Here is a 19,526-nt window from a genome sequence, read left to right as displayed (position 1 = left end):
TCCCTCATTCAGGGTTTTTGTGCGTAAGTAACGCGATCGTTGCCGCCATAGTCCCGGCAGGTCGCGACGGCGGAAAAGCCCTGGTCGCGCAGGATGGCCTGCACCGCCTGCGCCTGTTGCCAGCCGTGCTCCAGCAGCAGCCAGCCGCCGGGCAGCAGCATTTTTCCCGCTTCAGCCGCGATGATTTTAATATCGGCCAGGCCTGCGTCCGCCGCGACCAGCGCGCTCAGCGGCTCAAAACGCACGTCGCCCTGCGCCAGATGCTCATCGGCTTCATCGATATAGGGTGGATTACTGACGATGACGGCAAAGCGCTCGTCGGCCAGCGCGCTGAACCAGTTGCTCAGGCGGAAGGTGACGTTAGTGATACCAAGGCGCCGGGCATTGTGCTGCGCCAGCTCTACGGCAGCCGGAATACGATCGACGCCGGTGACCCGGCAGTCGGGGCGCTCACTGGCAATTGCCAGCGCTACCGCGCCGGTGCCGGTTCCCAAATCCAGAATGGCGACGGGCGCGGCAGGCAAACGGGCCAGCGCCTGCTCCACCAGCAGTTCGGTATCCGGCCGGGGGATAAGCGTATCGGGGGAAACGCTGAGCGGCAGCGACCAGAATTCACGCTCGCCGGTCAGGTATGCAATGGGTTCGCCGTCGATCCTGCGCGCCAGCAGCGAGGCCAGGCGCTCCTGCTCCGCCTGCGTCAGCGGCGTCTCATCAAAGGCGATTAGCCAGCTGCGGGACTTACCGGTCACAAATTCCAACAAAATTTCCGCATCTCTTTTTGGGCTTTCACTGCCCAGCTGCGAAACGGCTTCCTTAAGCCACTGCCTGATTTCCATTACTCCTGCTCGGACAGCGCGGCCAGCTGGTCAGCCTGATATTCCTGTACCACAGGCTCAATCAGCATATCCAGCTTGCCCTGCATCGCCTCATCCAGACGGTAAATAGTCAGGTTGATACGGTGGTCGGTGATACGGCCCTGCGGATAGTTGTAGGTGCGGTTGCGATCGGAGCGATCGCCGCTGCCCAGCAGGTTACGACGAGTGGACGCTTCTTCCTGCTGGCGTCTGGCGATTTCCGCCGCGCGGATACGTGAGCCCAGCACGGCCAACGCTTTGGCTTTGTTTTTATGCTGTGAACGCTCGTCCTGACACTCAACCACGATGCCGGTTGGCAGGTGAGTAATACGAATAGCTGAATCGGTGGTGTTAACGTGCTGACCGCCCGCGCCCGATGAGCGGAAGGTATCAATTTTCAGGTCGCTCGGGTTGATGTCCGGCAGCTCGGCTTCCGGTACTTCCGGCAGAATAGCGACGGTACAGGCAGAAGTATGGATACGGCCCTGGGACTCGGTTTCCGGCACGCGCTGCACGCGGTGTCCGCCGGATTCAAACTTCAGGCGGCCATAGGCGCCGTCACCGATAATTTTCGCGATCACTTCTTTATAGCCGCCGTGCTCGCCTTCGTTGGCGCTCATCACTTCCACTTTCCAGCGGCGGGATTCGGCATAGCGGCTATACATGCGGAACAGATCGCCCGCAAAAATAGCGGCCTCGTCCCCACCCGTTCCGGCACGAACTTCTACATAGCAGTTGCGTTCGTCGTCAGGATCTTTCGGCAGCAGTAAAACCTGTAGCTCCTGCTCCAGCTGCTCGCTGGCCTCGCGGGCCTCTTTCAGCTCTTCCTGCGCCATATCGCGCATTTCCGGATCGTTGAGCATCTCTTCAGCGGCGGCGATATCGTCCTGGTTCTGCTGCCATCTGCCAAAACACTGGCTGACGTCGGTCAGCTGAGCATATTCACGCGACAGCGCGCGAAAACGCTCCTGATCGGCGATCACGCCAGCATCGCCCAGCATCGCCTCAACTTCTTCATGGCGTTCCTGCAAGGCTTCCAGTTTGGCAACAATAGAAGGCTTCATTGGTGTTCCCTGTAATCAAAGAGGTAAAAAACGTTACAGCCCGAGGCCGTCGCGTAAAATCTGCAGGCGTTCGTCATCGCCGTCGCGGGCGGCCTGCTGAAGGGATTTGGTCGGCGCGTGGATCAGCCGGTTGGTCAGTTTGTGCGCCAGCTCGCGCAGGACGGCCTGGGCATCCGCGCCCTGCTGTAGCGCCGCCAGCGCGCGCTCTTCCAGCTCGGCGCGAACCTGGTCGGCCTGAGAGCGGTATTCACGGATAGTTTCGCTGGCGCTTTGCGCGCGCAGCCAGGACATAAACTCGCCGCTTTCCTGCACGACGATAGTTTCTGCCTGTACCGCAGCCGCTTTACGCTGCGCCATATTGCTTTCGATAATCGCCTGTAGATCGTCCACGCTGTAGAGGTAGGCGTTAGGCAGCTTGCCCACTTCCGGCTCGACGTCGCGCGGCACGGCGATATCCACCAGCAGCATCGGCTGGTTGCGGCGCTGCTTCAGCGCGCGCTCGACCATCCCTTTGCCGATAATCGGCAGCGGGCTGGCGGTAGAGCTGATAATAATGTCGGCTTCTGCCAGGCGGGCGTCGATTTCCGCCAGGTTAATGACTTCTGCCCCTACTTCGTCCGCCAGCTTCTGCGCACGTTCGCGGGTACGGTTAGCGATAATCAGCTTTTGCACTTTGTGCTCGCGCAGATGACGCGCCGCCAGCTCGATGGTTTCCCCCGCGCCGACCAGCAGTACGGTGACGGTCGACAGCGATTCAAAAATCTGCCGCGCCAGCGTACAGGCCGCAAAGGCGACGGAAACGGCGCTGGCACCGATTTCGGTTTCCGTGCGTACGCGCTTGGCTACCGAGAACGATTTCTGGAACATTCTCTCCAGCTCGCTGGAGATGGTGTGGCCGCGATGCGAGTCCGCGTAAGCTTTTTTCACCTGGCCTAAAATCTGCGGCTCGCCCAGCACCAGCGAATCCAGACCGCTGGCAACGCGCATCAGGTGGCTGACCGCCTCATTATCATGGTGCCAGTAGAGGCTTTTGCGCACTTCATCGGCGCTGAGCTGATGGTAGTCGCACAGCCATTTCACCAGCTGCTCCTGCAGATTCTCCTGCTGCTCGACGCTAAGATATAACTCGGTCCTGTTACAGGTAGACAGCACCACGCCGCCCTGCACCAGCGGCTGAGCGAGTAAGCTGTCAAGGGCCTGATCGAGCGTATCCGGCGAGAACGTTACGCGTTCACGCAGAGCCACAGGTGCCGTTTTATGATTTATTCCGAGTGCCAGCAAGGTCATGGTGATTAGGTCTGGGAGATCCCACTGTTGATAGGGTTTTGTGAGGCGCATTCTACAAGATGCGCGAGATCAAGAAAAGCCACATTCGCCGTTCACTGCGATTGATATGGCTATTAAGCACGAAACAGGACAAATTGAGCATTGACGCCGTCTTCCCCGGTAGCTAGCTTAAACGGTTAATTTGCGCGAAAGCGCCTGAACGGAGTCTGAGGAGCCTATCCCCTATGTTAATGAAGAGCACGATGCGTCTTCTCCCGCTTGCCAGCATACTGCTGGCAGCCTGTAGCGTTAATAAACCGCAGGGGCCTGGCGCCAGCGTGACCTCTCCACAATGGCAGCAGCATCAAAAAGCCGTGGAAAAAATTACCCAATACCAGACGCGAGGCGCCTTTGCTTACCTTTCTGACAAACAGAAAGTATACGCGCGCTTCAACTGGCAGCAAACCGCGCCGGATCGCTACCGTCTGCTGCTGACCAACCCGCTGGGCAGCACCGAACTGCAGCTGGATGCGCAGGGCAGCGTGGTACAGCTGGTCGATAACAAAGGTAAACGCTACACCAGCAACGATGCCGAAAAGATGATTTCGCAGCTTACCGGCATGGACATCCCACTCGACAACCTGCGTCAGTGGATGATGGGCCTGCCTGGTGACGCCAGCGACTACTCACTGGATGACAAGTACCGCCTGCGCACGGTCAACTACAGCCGCGACGGCCAGCAGTGGGCCGTTACCTGGCAGGGCTACGATGAAAAACAGCAGCCTGCCCTGCCTTCAAATATGGAACTGCGCGAAGGCGAGCAGCGTATCAAGCTAAAAATGGATGGCTGGACAGTTAAATGACGGCCGTTGTTGACCAGCACATCGCTAAGTGGCCCGCGCCCGCTAAGCTTAATCTGTTTCTCTACATTACCGGTCGCCGGCCTGACGGCTATCACGAGCTGCAAACGCTGTTCCAGTTTCTGGATTATGGCGACACGCTTAGCATTCAGCCGGACAGCAGCGGTGTTATTACCCTGCTGACGCCGATTGCAGGCGTGCCGGATGAAGAGAACCTGATCGTTCGTGCTGCAAAAATGTTGCAGGCGCATGCCAGCGAGCATGGCAGGCTGCCGGAAAACGCCGGGGCCGCTATCGCCATTGAAAAACGCCTGCCGATGGGCGGTGGTTTGGGTGGCGGCTCTTCCAATGCGGCCACGGTGCTGGTGGCGTTAAATCACTACTGGCAGACCGGCTTTAGCTTTGCAGAGCTGGCGAAGCTGGGCCTGGCGCTCGGCGCGGACGTGCCGGTGTTTGTGCAGGGCTTTGCCGCCTTTGCCGAAGGCGTTGGTGAAACGCTGACGCCGGTGACGCCCGAGGAGAAGTGGTATCTGGTCATTCATCCCGGCGTGCATATCTCTACGCCGGTGGTCTTTAACGACCCGGAGCTGATTCGCGATACGCCCCAAAGGGAAATCAGTGAGTTATTAGCGGCAAAATACCGCAATGATTGTGAGCCAGTAGTAAGAAAACGTTTTCGCGAGGTTGAACAGCTCGTTTCCTGGCTGCTAGAATACGCGCCGTCGCGCCTGACAGGAACCGGCGCTTGTGTGTTTGCAGAATTTGACACCGAGCACGCTGCCCGTCAGGTGGCTGAGCTTGCTTTGAAAAAGTGGCAGGGCTTTGTTGCGCGAGGCGTTAACGTTTCGCCGCTGCACCGCTACCTTTCAACGCAATAAGAGCTGTGGTGACCGCCTCAACCTGTTCCTGAGGCGGCACCGCACTCGATTACACCCGTATGAACCCGTCAGCGGTATACCGCCCAGTGCCGTTGACGACGATGTTCATTCTCTGGACGCAAAGCCTGAGGTTCTTCTCGTGCCTGATATGAAGCTTTTTGCTGGTAACGCCACCCCGGAACTAGCACAACGTATTGCCAACCGCCTTTACACTAGCCTGGGCGACGCCGCCGTCGGTCGTTTCAGTGATGGTGAAGTGAGCGTACAAATCAATGAAAATGTACGCGGTGGTGATATTTTCATCATCCAGTCCACCTGCGCACCTACCAATGACAACCTGATGGAACTGGTTGTGATGGTGGATGCCCTGCGCCGCGCTTCCGCTGGTCGTATTACCGCTGTTATTCCTTACTTTGGCTATGCCCGCCAGGATCGCCGCGTGCGTTCTGCCCGCGTGCCGATTACCGCCAAAGTTGTTGCAGATTTCCTGTCAAGCGTCGGCGTTGACCGCGTTCTGACTGTCGATCTGCATGCTGAACAGATTCAGGGCTTCTTTGATGTCCCGGTTGATAACGTCTTCGGCAGCCCGATCCTGCTGGAAGATATGCTGCAAATTGGTCTGGAAAACCCTATCGTGGTTTCTCCGGACATCGGCGGCGTGGTGCGTGCTCGCGCTATCGCCAAGCTGCTGAACGATACCGATATGGCTATCATCGACAAGCGTCGTCCGCGCGCCAACGTTTCTCAGGTGATGCACATCATCGGTGACGTGGCGGGTCGTGACTGCGTGCTGGTTGATGACATGATCGATACCGGCGGCACGCTGTGTAAAGCTGCTGAGGCGCTGAAGGAGCGTGGTGCGAAGCGCGTATTTGCTTACGCCACTCACCCGATTTTCTCTGGCAACGCGGTAGAAAACCTGCGTCATTCCGTGATTGATGAAGTGGTGGTTTGCGACACCATTCCTCTGCCGGAAGAGATCAAAGCGCTGCCAAACGTGCGTACCCTGACGCTCTCCGGCATGCTGGCTGAGGCAATCCGCCGCATCAGTAACGAAGAGTCTATCTCGGCAATGTTTGAGCATTAATCGGCGGGCGCTGACTGTTCAGCGCCCTGTCGTCAGCTTCCCGCTAGTGTTGGGGCGCTGAACAGAAAGCGGGACGGCTAACACCGTCCCGCTTTTTTTGGCTTTACTATTCGTGCAGCTTATTACTGGTGATGACCATGATCTGACGCTCTGCGGCAGCGCTTGTCACCGTAGTGACGTACCCAATAATAGTGATCCGTAATCTTTTCTCGTCCGCTAAGACGCGCGCCTATCAGCCACATCAGCGCGCCGATAAAGATGCCAAAAATTGCGGCATTGGCCAGAACTTGCGGCAGATGAAGCTGCGGCAGCTGGTTAAGTACCGCATAGCCGATCCCTGCTATCACTACTGCCAGACCGAGCACCATCAGTGCGTTACCGGTTAAACTGACATGTTTACGTCTCATTTGTCACCTCCAGAAGTCAATGCCGTCCGTGCGGTTAGTACCATAAGTTTATGCAATGGCTTAACGCTTCGTTGCGGAACAGATCACATTTACTGCTAAAAGTCTGACAAATCTTTACGCGCAGCAGATTGATTTTTCTATCGAAAACGTATTATCACGCCGGTGAACTATTGTGACCTCGCGCGCAGTTTTGAGTTCTGCTGCCGCTCTTAGTACACTAGCCGCCTTCCCTGTGGATCCCTTTAGGAAAACAAACAAGTGAGCAGCATTAAACTGATTGTCGGTCTGGCCAATCCCGGCGCGGAATATGCCGCTACGCGCCATAACGCGGGCGCGTGGTACGTCGATTTACTGGCTGAACGTCACAATCAGTCGTTAAAAGAAGAGAGTAAATTTTACGGTTATACCGCTCGTTTAAACATTGGCGGCGAAGACGTCAGGCTGCTGGTGCCCACCACCTTTATGAATCTGAGCGGCAAAGCGGTGGCTGCAATGGCAACCTTCTATCGGATTGCGCCAGAGGAGATTCTGGTGGCGCATGATGAGCTGGACCTGCCGCCGGGCGTGGCAAAATTTAAACAGGGCGGCGGCCACGGAGGCCATAACGGCCTGAAAGATATTATCAGCAAGCTGGGTAACAACCTGAACTTTCATCGTCTGCGTATCGGCATCGGTCATCCCGGCGACCGCAACAAGGTGGTTGGCTTTGTACTGGGTAAACCCCAGGCAGCAGAACAGACGTTGATTGATAACGCGGTGGACGAAGCGGCGCGCTGTACTGAGGTCTGGCTGAAAGAAGATCGGTTAAAAGCGATGAATCGACTGCATAGCTTTAAGGGTTAGGCCTGCTCTGGTGCGAAAATTTTAATACCAGTGTAATAAAACTTTTTCCGGAGCCGCCTGTTGGTTTATCACTGATAAATCAACAGGCTTATTATTAGCAAATTCGAAAATTTTAATACGATGATTGGGCATACTTGGGGGTTGGTTATCATACCTTTCTAAATCAGCAATGCTTTTCAGTTTCTAAAAAAATATAAACACAACATCCCGGTCATTACCCAAAATTACCCTTTTGCCTAAAAAAACCTGCAAGATCACAGAAACTCATTAGTAAATACATTATTTTTAACCAGCTTTATAATGCTTCTTCATTATTATTTTTATTGAAAAAATATTAATAACCTATACGAAAAGGGATATTAAACGAAAGAGAGGGCTAAATCATGTCGGGTTTTAATTATGGTGGTTGTCCAGGTGATGGCACTTACGGCCAATGTTTCCATATTTACGAAGAAAGATCGTCACTCCCCAGTAACTATTGCGTGTGGTAATCCCACTAAATATAATGAATAAAAATCCATAATTAATTTAGTGACATCAAGGGTGTAGGGTTCGGTGCATCTATGCTTACTGCGCATGTATTTAGTATTATGCTTAGCACCTCACCTGGTATTTTTGGTTTTGCACTGATGCTGGCAATCATAAGTGCATTAATCACGGATGAAAAGGTTGAAAAAGTAAACAAATTACTGGGGGTATGATTTTTTAAAGGTCATCTTCAGGATGACCTTTTTTTAATAGTAAATGCAATATATAAATCAGGCCAACAGGCACCGCTATAACAAAGCACAAAATATAATAAAAAATGTATAAAGTGCTTTTTTGAGGAATATCAATAAAAACACCTTTATGCCAAAAATCTTCAGGAACCAGGTAAAGCGCAACGTTTTCCATTGCTTTTTTAGCAAAAGGGAAAAGCAAAAAACTTATCACAGATGCAGCTAAAATACCTAAAAAGACAGGACCTCTGTTATCGCGCCATATAATATAGCTTGAAATTAAACATAACAGCCCAAAGAGCAAGTTTTTGAAATAGTACTTTAGCGTCATTATAGACATTCTTTTATCAAGTCATTCCATCATTGCACTGCAATCATAAGCTTACTACCAAATATAAAAAATCATTATTCAACATATGAGTTTGAAAGAAAATAGTCATGGCTCACATTATTTAACTACACAGGTAAAAGTGCTCGCGACTAACACGCAGTTAATGTACCGATGAATATATCGCCACCCAGGGCCTTGACAAGATCAAACTGCATACGGGTAGATTTGGTGAGTCAGATGCGAATAAAATTATGGTCGATCGCCTTGAGAAAATTTTAAAAGGCCAACTTGAGGCAACAGATATCGACAAGCGATTTTATACACATGAAATTCGGGAACTGGAAAGATATCGGGCTTTAGGTGTACCTGATAATGAAGTTGGTAAAAACATATGGAATAACGCTCATACAGCGACGCTGGAAGATTATAAAGTAGATGAAAAAACGCAACCTTTGTATATGCCAGAAGCAATAGAGGCACAAAACAAGCAGGAAGAGTGGGAATACCAATGGTTGATATTAAAAGTATGGTCGAGAATGAAAGCGTTGAAGATGTAGTCTTGTTCCTGGCCCCTCGGCTTGACTACTCGCGTATCGACAGTTGGTTTGTAAGATATAAATTTGATGTTATTGCGAACGGTTTACTTATCCGAACCTTTAAGAAACTGTTGAATGGAGAAAAATTTTATAAGGATGAGACGGGTAAGATTTTCAAAGGCCGCAACTGAGAAGCCCCGCAGTTTGTAGTCGATAAAAAATATGGCATAACACGGCGTTAGATAATCCCATAAAACAAGCGCCCGAACCTTATTGAATTATGGGCGCTACTGGTTTTAGCTACCGGTTTTAGCCAGCAAGCAATCTCACACCGTGCAAAAAGCCTGCTAGTCAGGCCAGTGAATGCAGGCGTCTGCCGTTATCAACAGCAGACGCCTTCTGCATTAAGGTCCTTCCGTGCCGTCCAGTGCATCCAGCGCCATAGATTCAGCAAAATAGCCCTGCACGCCCCAGACCTTGCTGGCCGCCAGCTTTTCCAGCTGGCCTTCGCTTTCGACGCCCGCCACCAATACGCGGTTGGTGTAACGATGAATATGGGCAATCAATACATTGAAGAAAGGCTTGCTGATGTTATCCAGATAGAACTGGCGATCCAGCTTGACGACTTCGAACATCTTCGACTGAAGCGCATTAAGGTTAGCGTCGCCTGCCCCCAGGTCGTCCAGCCATAAAATGTTCAGCTGATCGATTAGCGCACGCAACAGGGGGTTATTCGGCCCGTCGTGCAGATTAGGGAAATCTTCCGACAGCTTTAGCCGTACAAAAGGCAGCTGGCCCAAAATTCGCTGAATAAATGGCGATTCGGTCACCGCGCGCGCCAGCGGAAAATCAATCGTCAGGCAGCACAGCAGGCCGTGCAGCTGAAAATAGTCTGCATAACGTTCTACCGTCAGTAGCTGATCCAGCAGGCGGTTTTCCGCATTCTGGGCAGTTGGCGCATTCTGGTGTGGTAAAACAGTAAGCTCCAGCGCAATCAGCTCACCGCTAAGGGAATGAATCGGAATGTAACAGTAATTATCAATCATGCTTTATGCCAGCTCAGGACGTCCTGCCAGTGATTATATTCATCATATCGCCAAAAGTTAGAGGTTTACTCTGATACTCAGGGCGTTATAACGATTTTGATATATATCGGCAGGACCGGCCTTAGCTTTACGCTTTAGTCGCTGTCGGCGGCAACTTTATAGTCGGGCGCATCCAGCTCGTGACTACAAAAAGGGCCTGCCTGCTTTAACAGACTGATGCAATCTTCGCTGAGATGCCGCAGTTTGACGCTTTTCCCTTCCGCAATATAGCGCGCGGTCAGTTTATCAATGGCTTCAACGCCGCTGGAATCCATCACCCGCGTGCGGGCGAAATCGATAACCACTTCCTGCGGATCTTTTGCTGGCGTAAACAGCTCCTGAAAGCTGGCTACGGAAGCAAAAAACAGCGGGCCTTCCAGCCGGTAGGTCTTTTGGGTCTCGCTCTCTTCCTGCGACGTAATGGTAATGCGGGCATGCTGCCAGGCGAAAACCAGCGCGGAAATAATCACGCCGAAAATCACCGCCATCGCTAAATCGGTATAAATGGTTACCACGGTTACCGCCACCATAATCACCGCATCCGGTTTGGGCATGCGCTTCAGGCGTTTAAGCGAGCTCCACTCAAACGTGTTGATGCAGACGACAAACATGATGCCAGCCAGCGCCGCCACCGGCAGTAACGCAATATACTTCGACAGGCTAACCACAAACAGAATCAGCAAAACCGCGCCAACCAGGTTGGAAATGCGCCCGCGACCACCGGATGTAAAGTTGATGATCGACTGGCCAATCATGGCGCAACCGGCGAAGCTGCCGAAAAAGCCGCACAGCGTATTGCCGATGCCCTGCGCCACGCACTCCTTATTACCGTTGCCTTTTTTACTGCCCATTTCATCCAGCACCGCCAGCGTTAACAATGATTCTATCAGCCCGACCAGCGCGATAATCACCGAATAAGGCAGCACAATCTTCATCGTGGCCCAGCTTAGGGGCGCTTCTGGCAGATGGAAAAACGGCAGCGTGCCGGAAATATCGGCCAGATCCCCTACCCGTTTGGTATCCAGACCAAAACCGATAGCAATAGCGCTGATGGCAATGAGGGCCGCCAGCGAACCGGGAATGACTTTGGTGAATTTAGGAAACAGCCAGACGATCAGCATCGCCAGCGCCACCAGGCCGTACATCACCGGCCCCTGGTTTTTAATCATCGGGATCTGCGCCAGCGCAATCACGATAGCCAAACCATTCACGAAGCCATAGATAGCCGGTTGCGGCACAAGGCGGATAAATTTCCCCAGGCGGAACAGCCCAATCGCCAGCTGGATAACCCCGGCGAAAATAGTCGCCAGCAGCACGTATTCATAGCCGTGGGTCTGAATCAGGCTGATTAACACCACGATGATCGATCCCGCCGCACCGGAGATCATGCCGGGTTTGCCGCCAAACAGCGCGGTAACCAGACCAAGAATAAAGGCGGTATGCAGGCCGATGGTCGGCGACAGGCCGGCCAATAGTGAAAAGGCCGTGGCTTCCGGAATAAGGGCCACAGAGACAACAGCGCCCGCCAGAACGTCATTTTTGACGTCGGCAGCCCTGAGGTTGCTCAAATTGAACATGCTGATTTCCGTTTTTATAGTAATGCAGGATTACCGCACCGCCGCGTGGGGGCACAGTTCTGGCTCGTCAGAAAGACGAGAAGCGCAACAGACGTTGCAGGCAGGAAGGTTTCAGGGTGGCGTAAGCTGGAAGCGATGCATCCGCAGTGTTCTCCGTCTGGCGTAATGGGTAAACAGTATGTGAAAACGTGAGCGAGATCTCAACCCTATTCTGCCCGTTGCGGGTAGAAAACAGCGCCATCCAGGCGATAATTACGTGTATAATGCGCGGAAACTTAGTGCCAACCAGCTTTTCGGGGAAGAACGCTTCCTCTTATTAATTAAGGTGATTTACATGGGATTCAAATGCGGTATTGTGGGCCTGCCTAACGTCGGGAAATCCACACTGTTCAATGCGTTAACCAAAGCGGGCATCGAAGCGGCAAACTTCCCGTTCTGTACCATTGAGCCGAATACCGGCGTGGTGCCAATGCCTGATTCCCGTCTCGACAAACTGGCGGAAATCGTTAAGCCACAGCGTATTTTACCAACCACCATGGAGTTTGTGGATATCGCGGGCCTGGTAAAAGGCGCGTCGAAAGGCGAAGGTCTGGGCAATCAGTTCCTGACCAACATCCGCGAAACCGAAGCCATCGGCCACGTAGTGCGCTGCTTTGAAAACGATAACATCATTCACGTTAACAACAAGGTTAACCCGGCTGATGATATCGAAGTGATCAACACCGAGCTGGCGCTGTCCGATCTGGACACCTGTGAGCGTGCGCTGCAGCGCGTGCAGAAGAAAGCAAAAGGCGGCGATAAAGACGCTAAAGCAGAACAGGTCGCGCTGGAAAAATGCCTGCCTCACCTGTCTAACGCTGGCATGCTGCGTTCGCTGGATCTGAGCGAAGAAGATAAAGCGGCTATCCGCTACCTGAGCTTCCTGACCCTGAAGCCAACGATGTATATCGCTAACGTTAACGAAGATGGTTTCGAGAACAACCCTTACCTGGATCAGGTTCGTGAAATCGCTGCGCAAGAAGGTTCCATCGTTGTGCCGGTGTGCGCTGCTGTGGAATCCGACATCGCCGAGCTGGAAGACGCTGACCGCAACGAGTTTATGGCCGAGCTGGGTATTGAAGAGCCAGGTCTGAACCGCGTCATTCGCGCTGGTTACTCGCTGCTGAACCTGCAAACCTACTTCACCGCTGGCGTGAAGGAAGTGCGCGCCTGGACCATCCCTGTAGGCGCAACCGCTCCGCAGGCCGCCGGTAAAATTCATACCGACTTTGAGAAAGGTTTTATCCGCGCTCAGACCATCGCCTATGAAGACTACATCGCTTATAAAGGCGAACAGGGCGCGAAAGAAGCCGGTAAAATGCGTTCAGAAGGTAAAGATTACATCGTGAAAGATGGCGACGTGATGAACTTCCTGTTTAACGTCTAAATAAAATTTGTTGTCTCATGGGTTTCACTGAATCTCAGGGCAACGGTAAAAGCCTCTAAAATCCACGCAGTTGCGTGGATTTTTCATTTCATAATGTCTCAACCCATCTCGTAACAACGCTGTTATAAATGAGTACAACTTTCTTCCATCTTCATTTTAGTGAGTACAATAACGGTATAATAAATAAACAACCCTCCGTTATGCTCATTGATACAATGCCGCACTGCCAGGCCGAAAGAAAAACTCTGTCGACTTAACAATTTCAACGGTCTCTACCTCGAAATGAAACCCACTGGCAAAAAAGTCTGGCGTTAGCGATTTAAGCTCAACGGTAATCAAGCATGTTTGCCCTGGGTGAGTATCCAGCGGTAAAGCTCGCCGAAGCTCGCGAGAAATGCGAGCAAGCGCGAAAGCAAGTTGCTGAGGGTATGAACTCTGCTCAGGCGAGGCAGCCTGATAAAATTTGCAACCTTTGGCTGGAGAGGACTATATAATCCACACAGCCCGAACCGCAGGCCGTTCACGTTCAAATGAAATAGGTTACAGATCCAATGCCGTTAAGGCTCAACTTACACACATATGGGAGGGTGACAAATTTCCCCCCCTCCGATTCCCTACTGTATGAATGCCCGCATCTTCAGTGCTCCCCATATAAGTCGCTATCTCCTAAGCCACGTCCCTCACCTTTTTCAAAAAATCCCCAATCGCCGCCTCAATCACAGGCACGGTCAGCGCCGCAGCATCAACAACTATCCGTAGCCCATGCCCATAAGCGAACCCCGGCAGCAACTGATAACCACAACAAACCTCCGGCGCTTCATCTTGCGCTATTTCCTTCTCACGCTTCTCAATAAACTGCCAAAAGGTCAGCCCGCCAAAAATCGCATAGGCCTGTTTTTCTCGGCGCACCAAGGTATAGCTAACAATTTTGCCTTTGCTATTCACATTGGGGGTCGTTTCATATCGTGCCTCTTCTTTTTGTTCCTGCTGACTGAGCATCGCCCAGGCTTCATTGAATGCGCGATCGTGCACCGCATCCTGAAAAGCCAACTTGGCCGTGATGATTTCAGCATTCCAGAGATCGGCAGGATCGCAGCCGACAAAATAGATATCACTCCATGCCCAAATATGGTCGGGGTTATCTTTGTAGTGTTGAATATCGCAATCATCATAGAACATCCCGCCACAGCGATGACGTTGACGATAGATACGGTTTTTTAGCTCGATGACTTTTTTACGGCGCTGACGACGCGAAAGGGAAATAAAGGGGCGATGTTTGTTGAAAGGCGACATGGAAACTCCTTAACCGGCAACGCTAATGCGGCTGGAAGCAGTCCAGCCGCATAGATTAGCAAAAACCGAGGTTGGGGGACAGTCGTGAAGGAAAGAAAGTATTAACTGTGTACTAACACATTCCCCCTTCATCCGCGTGAGGTTAGACAAAGTAACGGCTGCGCATCGGCCGCTGCGGCCTCGTAGGATCGCCTACAACAATTTAGTGCCAAAAGCGGAAGTTGCTAAATCAGTCTGTGTTAATCAACGGGTAGCAGGTCAGTCCAACCATACCAGGAGATATCTACAGCGACTGAGGAGGGTAAGCGTACAGCTGCAATCGTATTCAGCCTGATAGTGAGATACAAGCCGGGGAAAGTTGATGCCAGAAGTAGCACCAGATACTTAATCGCCATGACTTTCGGTAACACTTCGAACAAACATAGTCCAGGTCACAGGACAGTATCCCCATCGAATGACCTGTCTACTTACTCGCCGTATGCCCGGTTACATCGCCATTTTTTGGGCAGCTTTCAGATGCTGCTCCACGACCGGCGTATGCGCATCAGCCAGCGCCTTTACATCCGGATCTTTAATTTTTTTGGCGTCACTTTCCAGCTTAGACAGCACCATCTTGTGGTCTTTAGTCCCGGCATTTTCCATATACATCTTGTCAAATGCGGCACCACTCACCTTTTCCAGCTTAGCGGCCATAGCTTTGTGCTTAGCGTCCGGCTCGGTTGGCAGCGTCACGCCCTTTTGCTCGGCGACGGTCTGTACTTTGGTTAAGGCGCCGCCGTGGTCATCGACCATCTGCTGCGCGAAGGCTTTGACTTCGCTGCTTTTGGCTTTGCTCAAGGCGATCTTGCCAGCGGCAACTTCATTGATATCAGCCTGCGCCATATCTTTCACCGCTTTTTCGTCGCCGGAGCTGAGTTTGGTGTTTGCTGCGGTCTGGCTTGCGGCGCCACTGGTCGGCGTCTGGGCCTGTACGGCAGCGGTGCTGAACATAGCCGCTACGACCGATACGGTCAGCAACCCTTTCAAAGTTTTACTTTTTTGCATTTTATTCTCCAGATGGTCATGGATATGGTTAACGTCAGATCGTTAACCGAGCACAGCCTCGGATGTAAATTACAACTGCTAGGGTCAGTATAGTGGATAAATGATTTAAGACAGCGGTTTAAGCCAGGGTCGTGAACGGAGGAGGTCAGGAGTGACGATAAAGCGGGGAGATTCTCGCTCCCCGTAGGAACAGCTGATTATGGCGTCCTGAGTCCTTTCCGCCATACCCTGGCTTATGCCGTGGTATTGATATTCCGTCCGATTGCCGGGTTAGCGGGCATCTGAGGAATAGAGGCGATCAGGCTGGTTGCCGCGGCCTGTTGGTTATCCAGCGTTTTCTTCAGTACGAGATTGCTGACCTGGCTGTTGAGTTCCAGATTATTAAGACCGGAAGCCAGTGACGCAATTTGCGATACATCCATCGTGCTCTCCTGTTTACTGTAACGAAAAAGACACCTGTTACGGCCTGAGATCGGGCCATAGAGGGTTATCGGCTTTTTCACAGAGAACGTTAGGGTTTCGGCACTAATAGCCTCGTTTTCTGCCGTGTGCACAACGGCAGACTCCTTACAGAAAAGCGGCACCCTGCCCTTATAACTTAACGCCGACGCAAAGCGCGCAGTCCCAGCCAGGCGACGGCGGCCACGCCCAGAATGGCCAGGCCAGGATTGTTAACGTTCAGGTGGACAGCGTGGCCTTCCGCCTTGTCGTCAAAGCGGCCGTGGCTGCGATGCAGCCCGTCTACCGGCTGATGCAGGTTGTCAGGCCGTTCTGCGACCTCTGACTCATCGGTAAGCTGTCCGCTCCAGCCCTGTTTCGCCATCATCCGGTCAAGCAGGCCAGGAAACAGCATGGTGCCCATAATTGACTGTACGGTGGTGCGCCCCAGCCAGACCTCGCGCGGTGCGCGGCTTGATGCTTTAACGATCGCTCTGGCGGCTACTTCGGGCTGAAAAATTGGCGGCATCGGCTGTACCGCATTGCCCATCTTGTTACGTGCCCAGTCAAACTGCGGCGTGTTTACGCCCGGCAGGTGCACCATCGTCAGGCGAATCGAACTTTTGTTGTGCAGCAGTTCACTGCGCAGCGAATCCGTGAAGCCCCGGATGGCCGCTTTAGCTGCACAATAGGCAGACTGCAACGGCACCGACCGATAGGCCAGCGCCGATCCAACCTGTACAATAGTGCCCTTGTCCCGCTCGCCCATTAGCGTCAGCGCGGCGCGCGTGCCGTGTACGCAGCCCAGATAAGTCACATCCGTGACCTGCTGGAACTCTTCATCGGTCACCTCCGTCACTGGCGCAAGCACGGTAAGCATGGCAGCATTTACCCAGACGCTGATGGGACCAAGCTCGGCCTCGATTTTACGGCCTGCGGCTAACAGCGCTGACCCGTCCGCCACATCGGCCGCAACGCCTGTTGCCCGTGCGCCCAGCAGCTTTAACTCTTCGATGGTTTCTTTGACGCTCTGTTCGCTGCGGCTAATCACCGCTACTGCGTAACCCGCCTCGGCAAATGCCTGTGCGCTGGCGCGCCCTACGCCAGCGGTTCCGCCGGTAATTACCACTACTTTTTCGGGAGACATAATCGGTCCTTGTTGACGGCTGCGTCGCAGCTAACTGATAAATAAAAAATCTTTGCCAGCTGAGTATGGCAGGTGACAGAAAAACTGCGGGGCTATAGCGGAAGATAAGCACGTACTGCTGACAAACAGCGCGGTCGGGCCTACCTACGTGACCGCTGGTAAATACGGCAATTGAATCTGTCTCCATGACCACGGATAAACACGGCGGCTGAATCTGCCTCCGTGACCGCTGGCACACATAACGGTTGAGGCAGCCTTCGCCACCAGCGCGTTTACAGAGGATAATCAGGCGTTTTTAACGCGCTTTTTGCAATCATCCGCTCCAGCTCACGCGCATCGTGGCTGCAAAACAGGCTGATTTCGTGACCGTGATGACTGGCCAGCTCGCGTAAACGCTGCTGGTTGAGCAGCCTGGCATCCGTATTCATCGACATTAGCCACTGATAAAAGCGCAGTCCGGGCGTACAGTGTCTTTGCTCTTCTATCTCACGGCGATAAAACCACGCATCGCCGCCGTGCAGCACCCAGCCCGTATCCGTCTGAATGGCAATTCCGGCGTGACCGGGCGTATGCCCGGCCAGAGGGATCATTAATATTTCGGGCGGCAGACCTTTTAAATCGGTGACCGCATCAAAACCAAACCACTTTTCCCCCGCTGGCTGATAGCCTGTCCAGCCGGAGATGCCGCCCCACTGTCCGGGTCGATAACGGGAACGGGTAAGCCAGCTGTGCCGCTGCTGCGCAGTATCGATCTCCTGCTGCATCAGATGAATTTGCGCCTGGGGGAAATCGGTCAGGCCGCCCGCGTGGTCAAAATCAAGATGGGTCAGCACGATGTGCCGCACGTCTGCCGCCCGATAGCCCAGCGCCTGAATTTGCGCCAGCGCCGTCAGTGATTCGCGGCGCTGTATATTGTTCATCACGCGGAAAAAAGTGGCTAACCGACCCGGCTGCCTGACATCTTCCGTGCCAAAACCGGTATCGACCAGCACCAGACCATGATTCTCGGTTTCAATCAGCAGACAGTGGCAAACCAGATGCGCGTGAAGGCCTTTACTGAAGCCGTCATAAAATGCGCCGCCCAACGGACACATGCAGCCACAGTTCAGGTGAATGATTTTCACTGATTTTATCTCCGTTACTCTGCCGTATGGATAAGTGTAGACGGCTTTTAAAATCGTCCGGTAAGAGTAGCGGCGTAGATTTCAGTGACGGCGGGCAGCGGGAAACTTTCGCCGTTCCCCGCTTGCGGCTGATTGCGACAGTCCGTCACCGCGCGGAAATAAAAGCGGGGCTGGCTCATCAGAGCGCTGTTCCAGAACCGAGGTTATGGTAGACGGTAACGCAAGATGATTTTTGACCATTGTTATGCCAGGCACAGGTTCCCTTCAGTAAACCACCTGCCGATCAAACAGTTGACCGTGCTCATTGCTCGTCAATCCTCGACTACAATTACCCCCTTACCCATTCAGAATAAAAGGAGGCCGTGTGAAAGAAGTTTTTCATACAAATTATTTGCACTTAATTACGTCAGTGACATTCTGGGGTAACATTCTTTTAGTGGTGGTGATTACTGCTGTCACTTTCCTGGTGATCAAAAAAGTCATTTCGCTGCTGCAAAAGCGCATTTCCCGGTGGTCTGCTAACCATGAAAACCGCGTCATGCACAAAGTCTTTCTGGACGTGCTGAAAAGAACCCGCGTCTCGCTGATTTTCTTTGCTTCTTTTTTATTCAGCCTGCAGTTTATCGTGCTGCCCGGCAACGTCAGCGGCACTATTCCGCACGCCTGGTTCCTGGTGCTGGCGCTGCAAATTGCGCTCTGGCTGGATCAGACCGTGCAGTCCTGGCTGCGCTACTCGCTGACCAGCTCCGGCCCCGACTCTCACCGTAATCCGGTAACCACCATTATTCTTGGGCTGTTACTGAGGGCGCTGGTCTGGTCGATTATGATCCTGTCGATTCTGGCAAACGCGGGCGTTAATATCACCGCGCTGGTGGCCAGTCTTGGCGTTGGGGGTATTGCTATTGCGCTGGCGGTGCAGACCGTTTTAAGCGACCTGTTTGCCTCGCTTTCCATCGGGATTGATAAACCTTTTGAAATTGGCGACTTTGTGGTCTTTAACGACGTTTCCGGCACTATTGAGCATATTGGTTTAAAAACCACGCGGATCCGCAGCCTGAGCGGTGAGCAGATTGTTTGCGCCAACGCGATTTTGCTACAGCAGACCATCCATAATTACAAAAGAATGCAGACGCGCCGTATCGTGTTTAATTTCGGCGTGCCGCTGGCTACCACGGCAGAGCAACTACGCCAGATTGGGCCGATGATTGAAGGCGTCATCAGCAAGATTGATAAGACAAGGTTCGACCGCGCGCATCTTTCCTCTTTTGAGTCCGACAGAATCATGTTTGAAGTAGTGCATATCCTGAAATTCTCCGATTACAACCAGTATATGGATGTTCAGCAGGAGATTAATTTATGCATCAAGGAGTATCTGGAAGAGACCGGAATTGGGCTGGCTGGCCCGCACCGTTTTGTTACCTTTACCGACAGCGATACGGCTTTCCCGGCCTTAGCTGAGCAAAAGCGCGCATAAAATTAGCGGCCCGGCAGGCTTATCTGTTCGGGCCACTTAGCCTGAGATGAAAAACAGCAATACAGGCGCAGCC

Annotated in this window: 19 protein-coding genes and 2 pseudogenes; 9 read left to right on the top strand and 12 right to left on the bottom strand. The window is 52.8% G+C overall.

Annotation, left to right across the window (positions count from 1 at the left end; all coding sequences use genetic code 11):
- Nucleotides 1-8 precede the first annotated feature (8 nt).
- From prmC to hemA, 3 genes are read right to left on the bottom strand one after another with little or no spacing between them, the layout of a single operon-like run.
- Complete coding sequence (gene prmC, locus KUE00_RS07355; protein ID WP_246759054.1) at nucleotides 9-836, bottom strand: peptide chain release factor N(5)-glutamine methyltransferase; 828 nt, start codon at nucleotides 834-836, stop codon at nucleotides 9-11.
- Nucleotides 836-1,918, bottom strand: coding sequence for a peptide chain release factor 1 (gene prfA / locus KUE00_RS07350; RefSeq protein WP_246759052.1), 1,083 nt, complete (start codon nucleotides 1,916-1,918; stop codon nucleotides 836-838). The genes prmC and prfA overlap by 1 nt, the downstream gene beginning before the upstream one ends.
- Before the next feature lie 33 nt (nucleotides 1,919-1,951).
- Nucleotides 1,952-3,205 (bottom strand): glutamyl-tRNA reductase, encoded by a 1,254-nt coding sequence (hemA, locus tag KUE00_RS07345; protein ID WP_246759051.1) that lies wholly within the window; start codon nucleotides 3,203-3,205, stop codon nucleotides 1,952-1,954.
- A gap of 224 nt (nucleotides 3,206-3,429) precedes the next feature.
- On the opposite strand from hemA, the gene lolB reads away from it, so the two are divergent.
- The 3 genes from lolB to prs all read left to right on the top strand — a co-directional run bounded on the left by lolB (nucleotide 3,430) and on the right by prs (nucleotide 6,009).
- Nucleotides 3,430-4,047 carry a lipoprotein insertase outer membrane protein LolB gene (lolB, locus tag KUE00_RS07340; RefSeq protein WP_246759050.1) on the top strand — a complete coding sequence of 206 codons (618 nt, stop codon included), beginning with the start codon at nucleotides 3,430-3,432 and terminating at the stop codon, nucleotides 4,045-4,047.
- Nucleotides 4,044-4,922 (top strand): 4-(cytidine 5'-diphospho)-2-C-methyl-D-erythritol kinase, encoded by an 879-nt coding sequence (ispE, locus tag KUE00_RS07335; RefSeq protein ID WP_246759049.1) that lies wholly within the window; start codon nucleotides 4,044-4,046, stop codon nucleotides 4,920-4,922. Before lolB ends, ispE begins: the two co-directional genes overlap by 4 nt.
- Before the next feature lie 139 nt (nucleotides 4,923-5,061).
- On the top strand, nucleotides 5,062-6,009 hold the full coding sequence (prs, locus tag KUE00_RS07330) for a ribose-phosphate diphosphokinase (protein WP_124232585.1): 948 nt from the start codon (nucleotides 5,062-5,064) through the stop codon (nucleotides 6,007-6,009).
- 122 nt (nucleotides 6,010-6,131) lie between these two features.
- On the opposite strand, the gene ychH is transcribed toward prs, so the two are convergent.
- Nucleotides 6,132-6,416 (bottom strand): stress-induced protein YchH, encoded by a 285-nt coding sequence (gene ychH, locus KUE00_RS07325; protein ID WP_246759048.1) that lies wholly within the window; start codon nucleotides 6,414-6,416, stop codon nucleotides 6,132-6,134.
- A 258-nt stretch (nucleotides 6,417-6,674) separates the two neighbouring features.
- On the opposite strand from ychH, the gene pth reads away from it, so the two are divergent.
- Nucleotides 6,675-7,259 carry an aminoacyl-tRNA hydrolase gene (pth, locus tag KUE00_RS07320; protein ID WP_246759047.1) on the top strand — a complete coding sequence of 195 codons (585 nt, stop codon included), beginning with the start codon at nucleotides 6,675-6,677 and terminating at the stop codon, nucleotides 7,257-7,259.
- A gap of 536 nt (nucleotides 7,260-7,795) precedes the next feature.
- Nucleotides 7,796-7,960, top strand: coding sequence for a colicin-like pore-forming protein (locus KUE00_RS21935; RefSeq protein WP_425523569.1), 165 nt, complete (start codon nucleotides 7,796-7,798; stop codon nucleotides 7,958-7,960).
- Nucleotides 7,961-7,964: 4 nt separating this feature from the next.
- Here KUE00_RS21935 and KUE00_RS07315 read toward each other — a convergent pair whose 3' ends face one another.
- Nucleotides 7,965-8,309 carry a colicin E1 immunity protein gene (locus KUE00_RS07315; protein ID WP_246759046.1) on the bottom strand — a complete coding sequence of 115 codons (345 nt, stop codon included), beginning with the start codon at nucleotides 8,307-8,309 and terminating at the stop codon, nucleotides 7,965-7,967.
- Between the two features lie 179 nt (nucleotides 8,310-8,488).
- Between KUE00_RS07315 and KUE00_RS07310 the strand changes: the two are divergent.
- Nucleotides 8,489-8,866 (top strand): annotated as a pseudogene (locus tag KUE00_RS07310) (hypothetical protein); the annotation flags it as partial.
- 383 nt (nucleotides 8,867-9,249) lie between these two features.
- On the opposite strand, the gene KUE00_RS07305 reads toward KUE00_RS07310, so the two are convergent.
- Together KUE00_RS07305 and KUE00_RS07300 are read right to left on the bottom strand one after the other, a co-directional pair.
- Nucleotides 9,250-9,891, bottom strand: coding sequence for an EAL domain-containing protein (locus tag KUE00_RS07305; RefSeq protein WP_246759044.1), 642 nt, complete (start codon nucleotides 9,889-9,891; stop codon nucleotides 9,250-9,252).
- Between the two features lie 134 nt (nucleotides 9,892-10,025).
- On the bottom strand, nucleotides 10,026-11,507 hold the full coding sequence (locus KUE00_RS07300) for a SulP family inorganic anion transporter (RefSeq protein WP_246759042.1): 1,482 nt from the start codon (nucleotides 11,505-11,507) through the stop codon (nucleotides 10,026-10,028).
- A 334-nt stretch (nucleotides 11,508-11,841) separates the two neighbouring features.
- On the opposite strand from KUE00_RS07300, the gene ychF reads away from it, so the two are divergent.
- Both ychF and KUE00_RS07290 read left to right on the top strand, forming a co-directional pair.
- Nucleotides 11,842-12,933 carry a redox-regulated ATPase YchF gene (gene ychF / locus KUE00_RS07295; RefSeq protein ID WP_246759040.1) on the top strand — a complete coding sequence of 364 codons (1,092 nt, stop codon included), beginning with the start codon at nucleotides 11,842-11,844 and terminating at the stop codon, nucleotides 12,931-12,933.
- A gap of 207 nt (nucleotides 12,934-13,140) precedes the next feature.
- Nucleotides 13,141-13,397, top strand: a pseudogene (locus tag KUE00_RS07290) (Arm DNA-binding domain-containing protein); the annotation flags it as partial.
- A 202-nt stretch (nucleotides 13,398-13,599) separates the two neighbouring features.
- Here KUE00_RS07290 and KUE00_RS07285 read toward each other — a convergent pair.
- The 5 genes from KUE00_RS07285 to KUE00_RS07265 form a co-directional block, all read right to left on the bottom strand.
- Complete coding sequence (locus tag KUE00_RS07285; protein ID WP_246759039.1) at nucleotides 13,600-14,226, bottom strand: hypothetical protein; 627 nt, start codon at nucleotides 14,224-14,226, stop codon at nucleotides 13,600-13,602.
- A gap of 486 nt (nucleotides 14,227-14,712) precedes the next feature.
- Nucleotides 14,713-15,270 (bottom strand): DUF4142 domain-containing protein, encoded by a 558-nt coding sequence (locus KUE00_RS07280; RefSeq protein ID WP_246759038.1) that lies wholly within the window; start codon nucleotides 15,268-15,270, stop codon nucleotides 14,713-14,715.
- A gap of 233 nt (nucleotides 15,271-15,503) precedes the next feature.
- On the bottom strand, nucleotides 15,504-15,692 hold the full coding sequence (locus tag KUE00_RS07275; RefSeq protein ID WP_246759037.1) for a YjfB family protein: 189 nt from the start codon (nucleotides 15,690-15,692) through the stop codon (nucleotides 15,504-15,506).
- 176 nt (nucleotides 15,693-15,868) lie between these two features.
- Nucleotides 15,869-16,855 carry an SDR family oxidoreductase gene (locus tag KUE00_RS07270; RefSeq protein ID WP_246759036.1) on the bottom strand — a complete coding sequence of 329 codons (987 nt, stop codon included), beginning with the start codon at nucleotides 16,853-16,855 and terminating at the stop codon, nucleotides 15,869-15,871.
- A gap of 272 nt (nucleotides 16,856-17,127) precedes the next feature.
- The gene (locus tag KUE00_RS07265; RefSeq protein ID WP_246759035.1) at nucleotides 17,128-17,979 is read right to left on the bottom strand and encodes an MBL fold metallo-hydrolase; all 852 of its coding nucleotides are present in this window, start codon (nucleotides 17,977-17,979) and stop codon (nucleotides 17,128-17,130) included.
- A gap of 364 nt (nucleotides 17,980-18,343) precedes the next feature.
- On the opposite strand from KUE00_RS07265, the gene KUE00_RS07260 reads away from it, so the two are divergent.
- On the top strand, nucleotides 18,344-19,453 hold the full coding sequence (locus KUE00_RS07260; protein WP_246759034.1) for a mechanosensitive ion channel family protein: 1,110 nt from the start codon (nucleotides 18,344-18,346) through the stop codon (nucleotides 19,451-19,453).
- Nucleotides 19,454-19,526: the final 73 nt, after the last annotated feature.

It is taken from the genome of Erwinia phyllosphaerae, from assembly GCF_019132875.1.
In the GTDB taxonomy this organism is placed as follows: domain Bacteria; phylum Pseudomonadota; class Gammaproteobacteria; order Enterobacterales; family Enterobacteriaceae; genus Erwinia; species Erwinia phyllosphaerae.
Note: the sequence above shows the minus strand (reverse complement) of the source record. Positions and strands in the feature narration are given on the sequence as shown.

What these genes read in the sequence shown, in the direction of transcription:
- KUE00_RS07275 (WP_246759037.1), bottom strand. Translation starts at nt 15,692, where the DNA reads ATGGATGTATCGCAAATTGCGTCACTGGCTTCCGGTCTTAATAATCTG.
- ispE (WP_246759049.1), top strand. Translation starts at nt 4,044, where the DNA reads ATGACGGCCGTTGTTGACCAGCACATCGCTAAGTGGCCCGCGCCCGCT.
- KUE00_RS07300 (WP_246759042.1), bottom strand. Translation starts at nt 11,507, where the DNA reads ATGTTCAATTTGAGCAACCTCAGGGCTGCCGACGTCAAAAATGACGTT.
- KUE00_RS07270 (WP_246759036.1), bottom strand. Translation starts at nt 16,855, where the DNA reads ATGTCTCCCGAAAAAGTAGTGGTAATTACCGGCGGAACCGCTGGCGTA.
- lolB (WP_246759050.1), top strand. Translation starts at nt 3,430, where the DNA reads ATGTTAATGAAGAGCACGATGCGTCTTCTCCCGCTTGCCAGCATACTG.
- prmC (WP_246759054.1), bottom strand. Translation starts at nt 836, where the DNA reads ATGGAAATCAGGCAGTGGCTTAAGGAAGCCGTTTCGCAGCTGGGCAGT.
- ychH (WP_246759048.1), bottom strand. Translation starts at nt 6,416, where the DNA reads ATGAGACGTAAACATGTCAGTTTAACCGGTAACGCACTGATGGTGCTC.
- KUE00_RS07280 (WP_246759038.1), bottom strand. Translation starts at nt 15,270, where the DNA reads ATGCAAAAAAGTAAAACTTTGAAAGGGTTGCTGACCGTATCGGTCGTA.
- KUE00_RS07315 (WP_246759046.1), bottom strand. Translation starts at nt 8,309, where the DNA reads ATGACGCTAAAGTACTATTTCAAAAACTTGCTCTTTGGGCTGTTATGT.
- KUE00_RS07285 (WP_246759039.1), bottom strand. Translation starts at nt 14,226, where the DNA reads ATGTCGCCTTTCAACAAACATCGCCCCTTTATTTCCCTTTCGCGTCGT.
- ychF (WP_246759040.1), top strand. Translation starts at nt 11,842, where the DNA reads ATGGGATTCAAATGCGGTATTGTGGGCCTGCCTAACGTCGGGAAATCC.
- KUE00_RS07305 (WP_246759044.1), bottom strand. Translation starts at nt 9,891, where the DNA reads ATGATTGATAATTACTGTTACATTCCGATTCATTCCCTTAGCGGTGAG.
- prfA (WP_246759052.1), bottom strand. Translation starts at nt 1,918, where the DNA reads ATGAAGCCTTCTATTGTTGCCAAACTGGAAGCCTTGCAGGAACGCCAT.
- hemA (WP_246759051.1), bottom strand. Translation starts at nt 3,205, where the DNA reads ATGACCTTGCTGGCACTCGGAATAAATCATAAAACGGCACCTGTGGCT.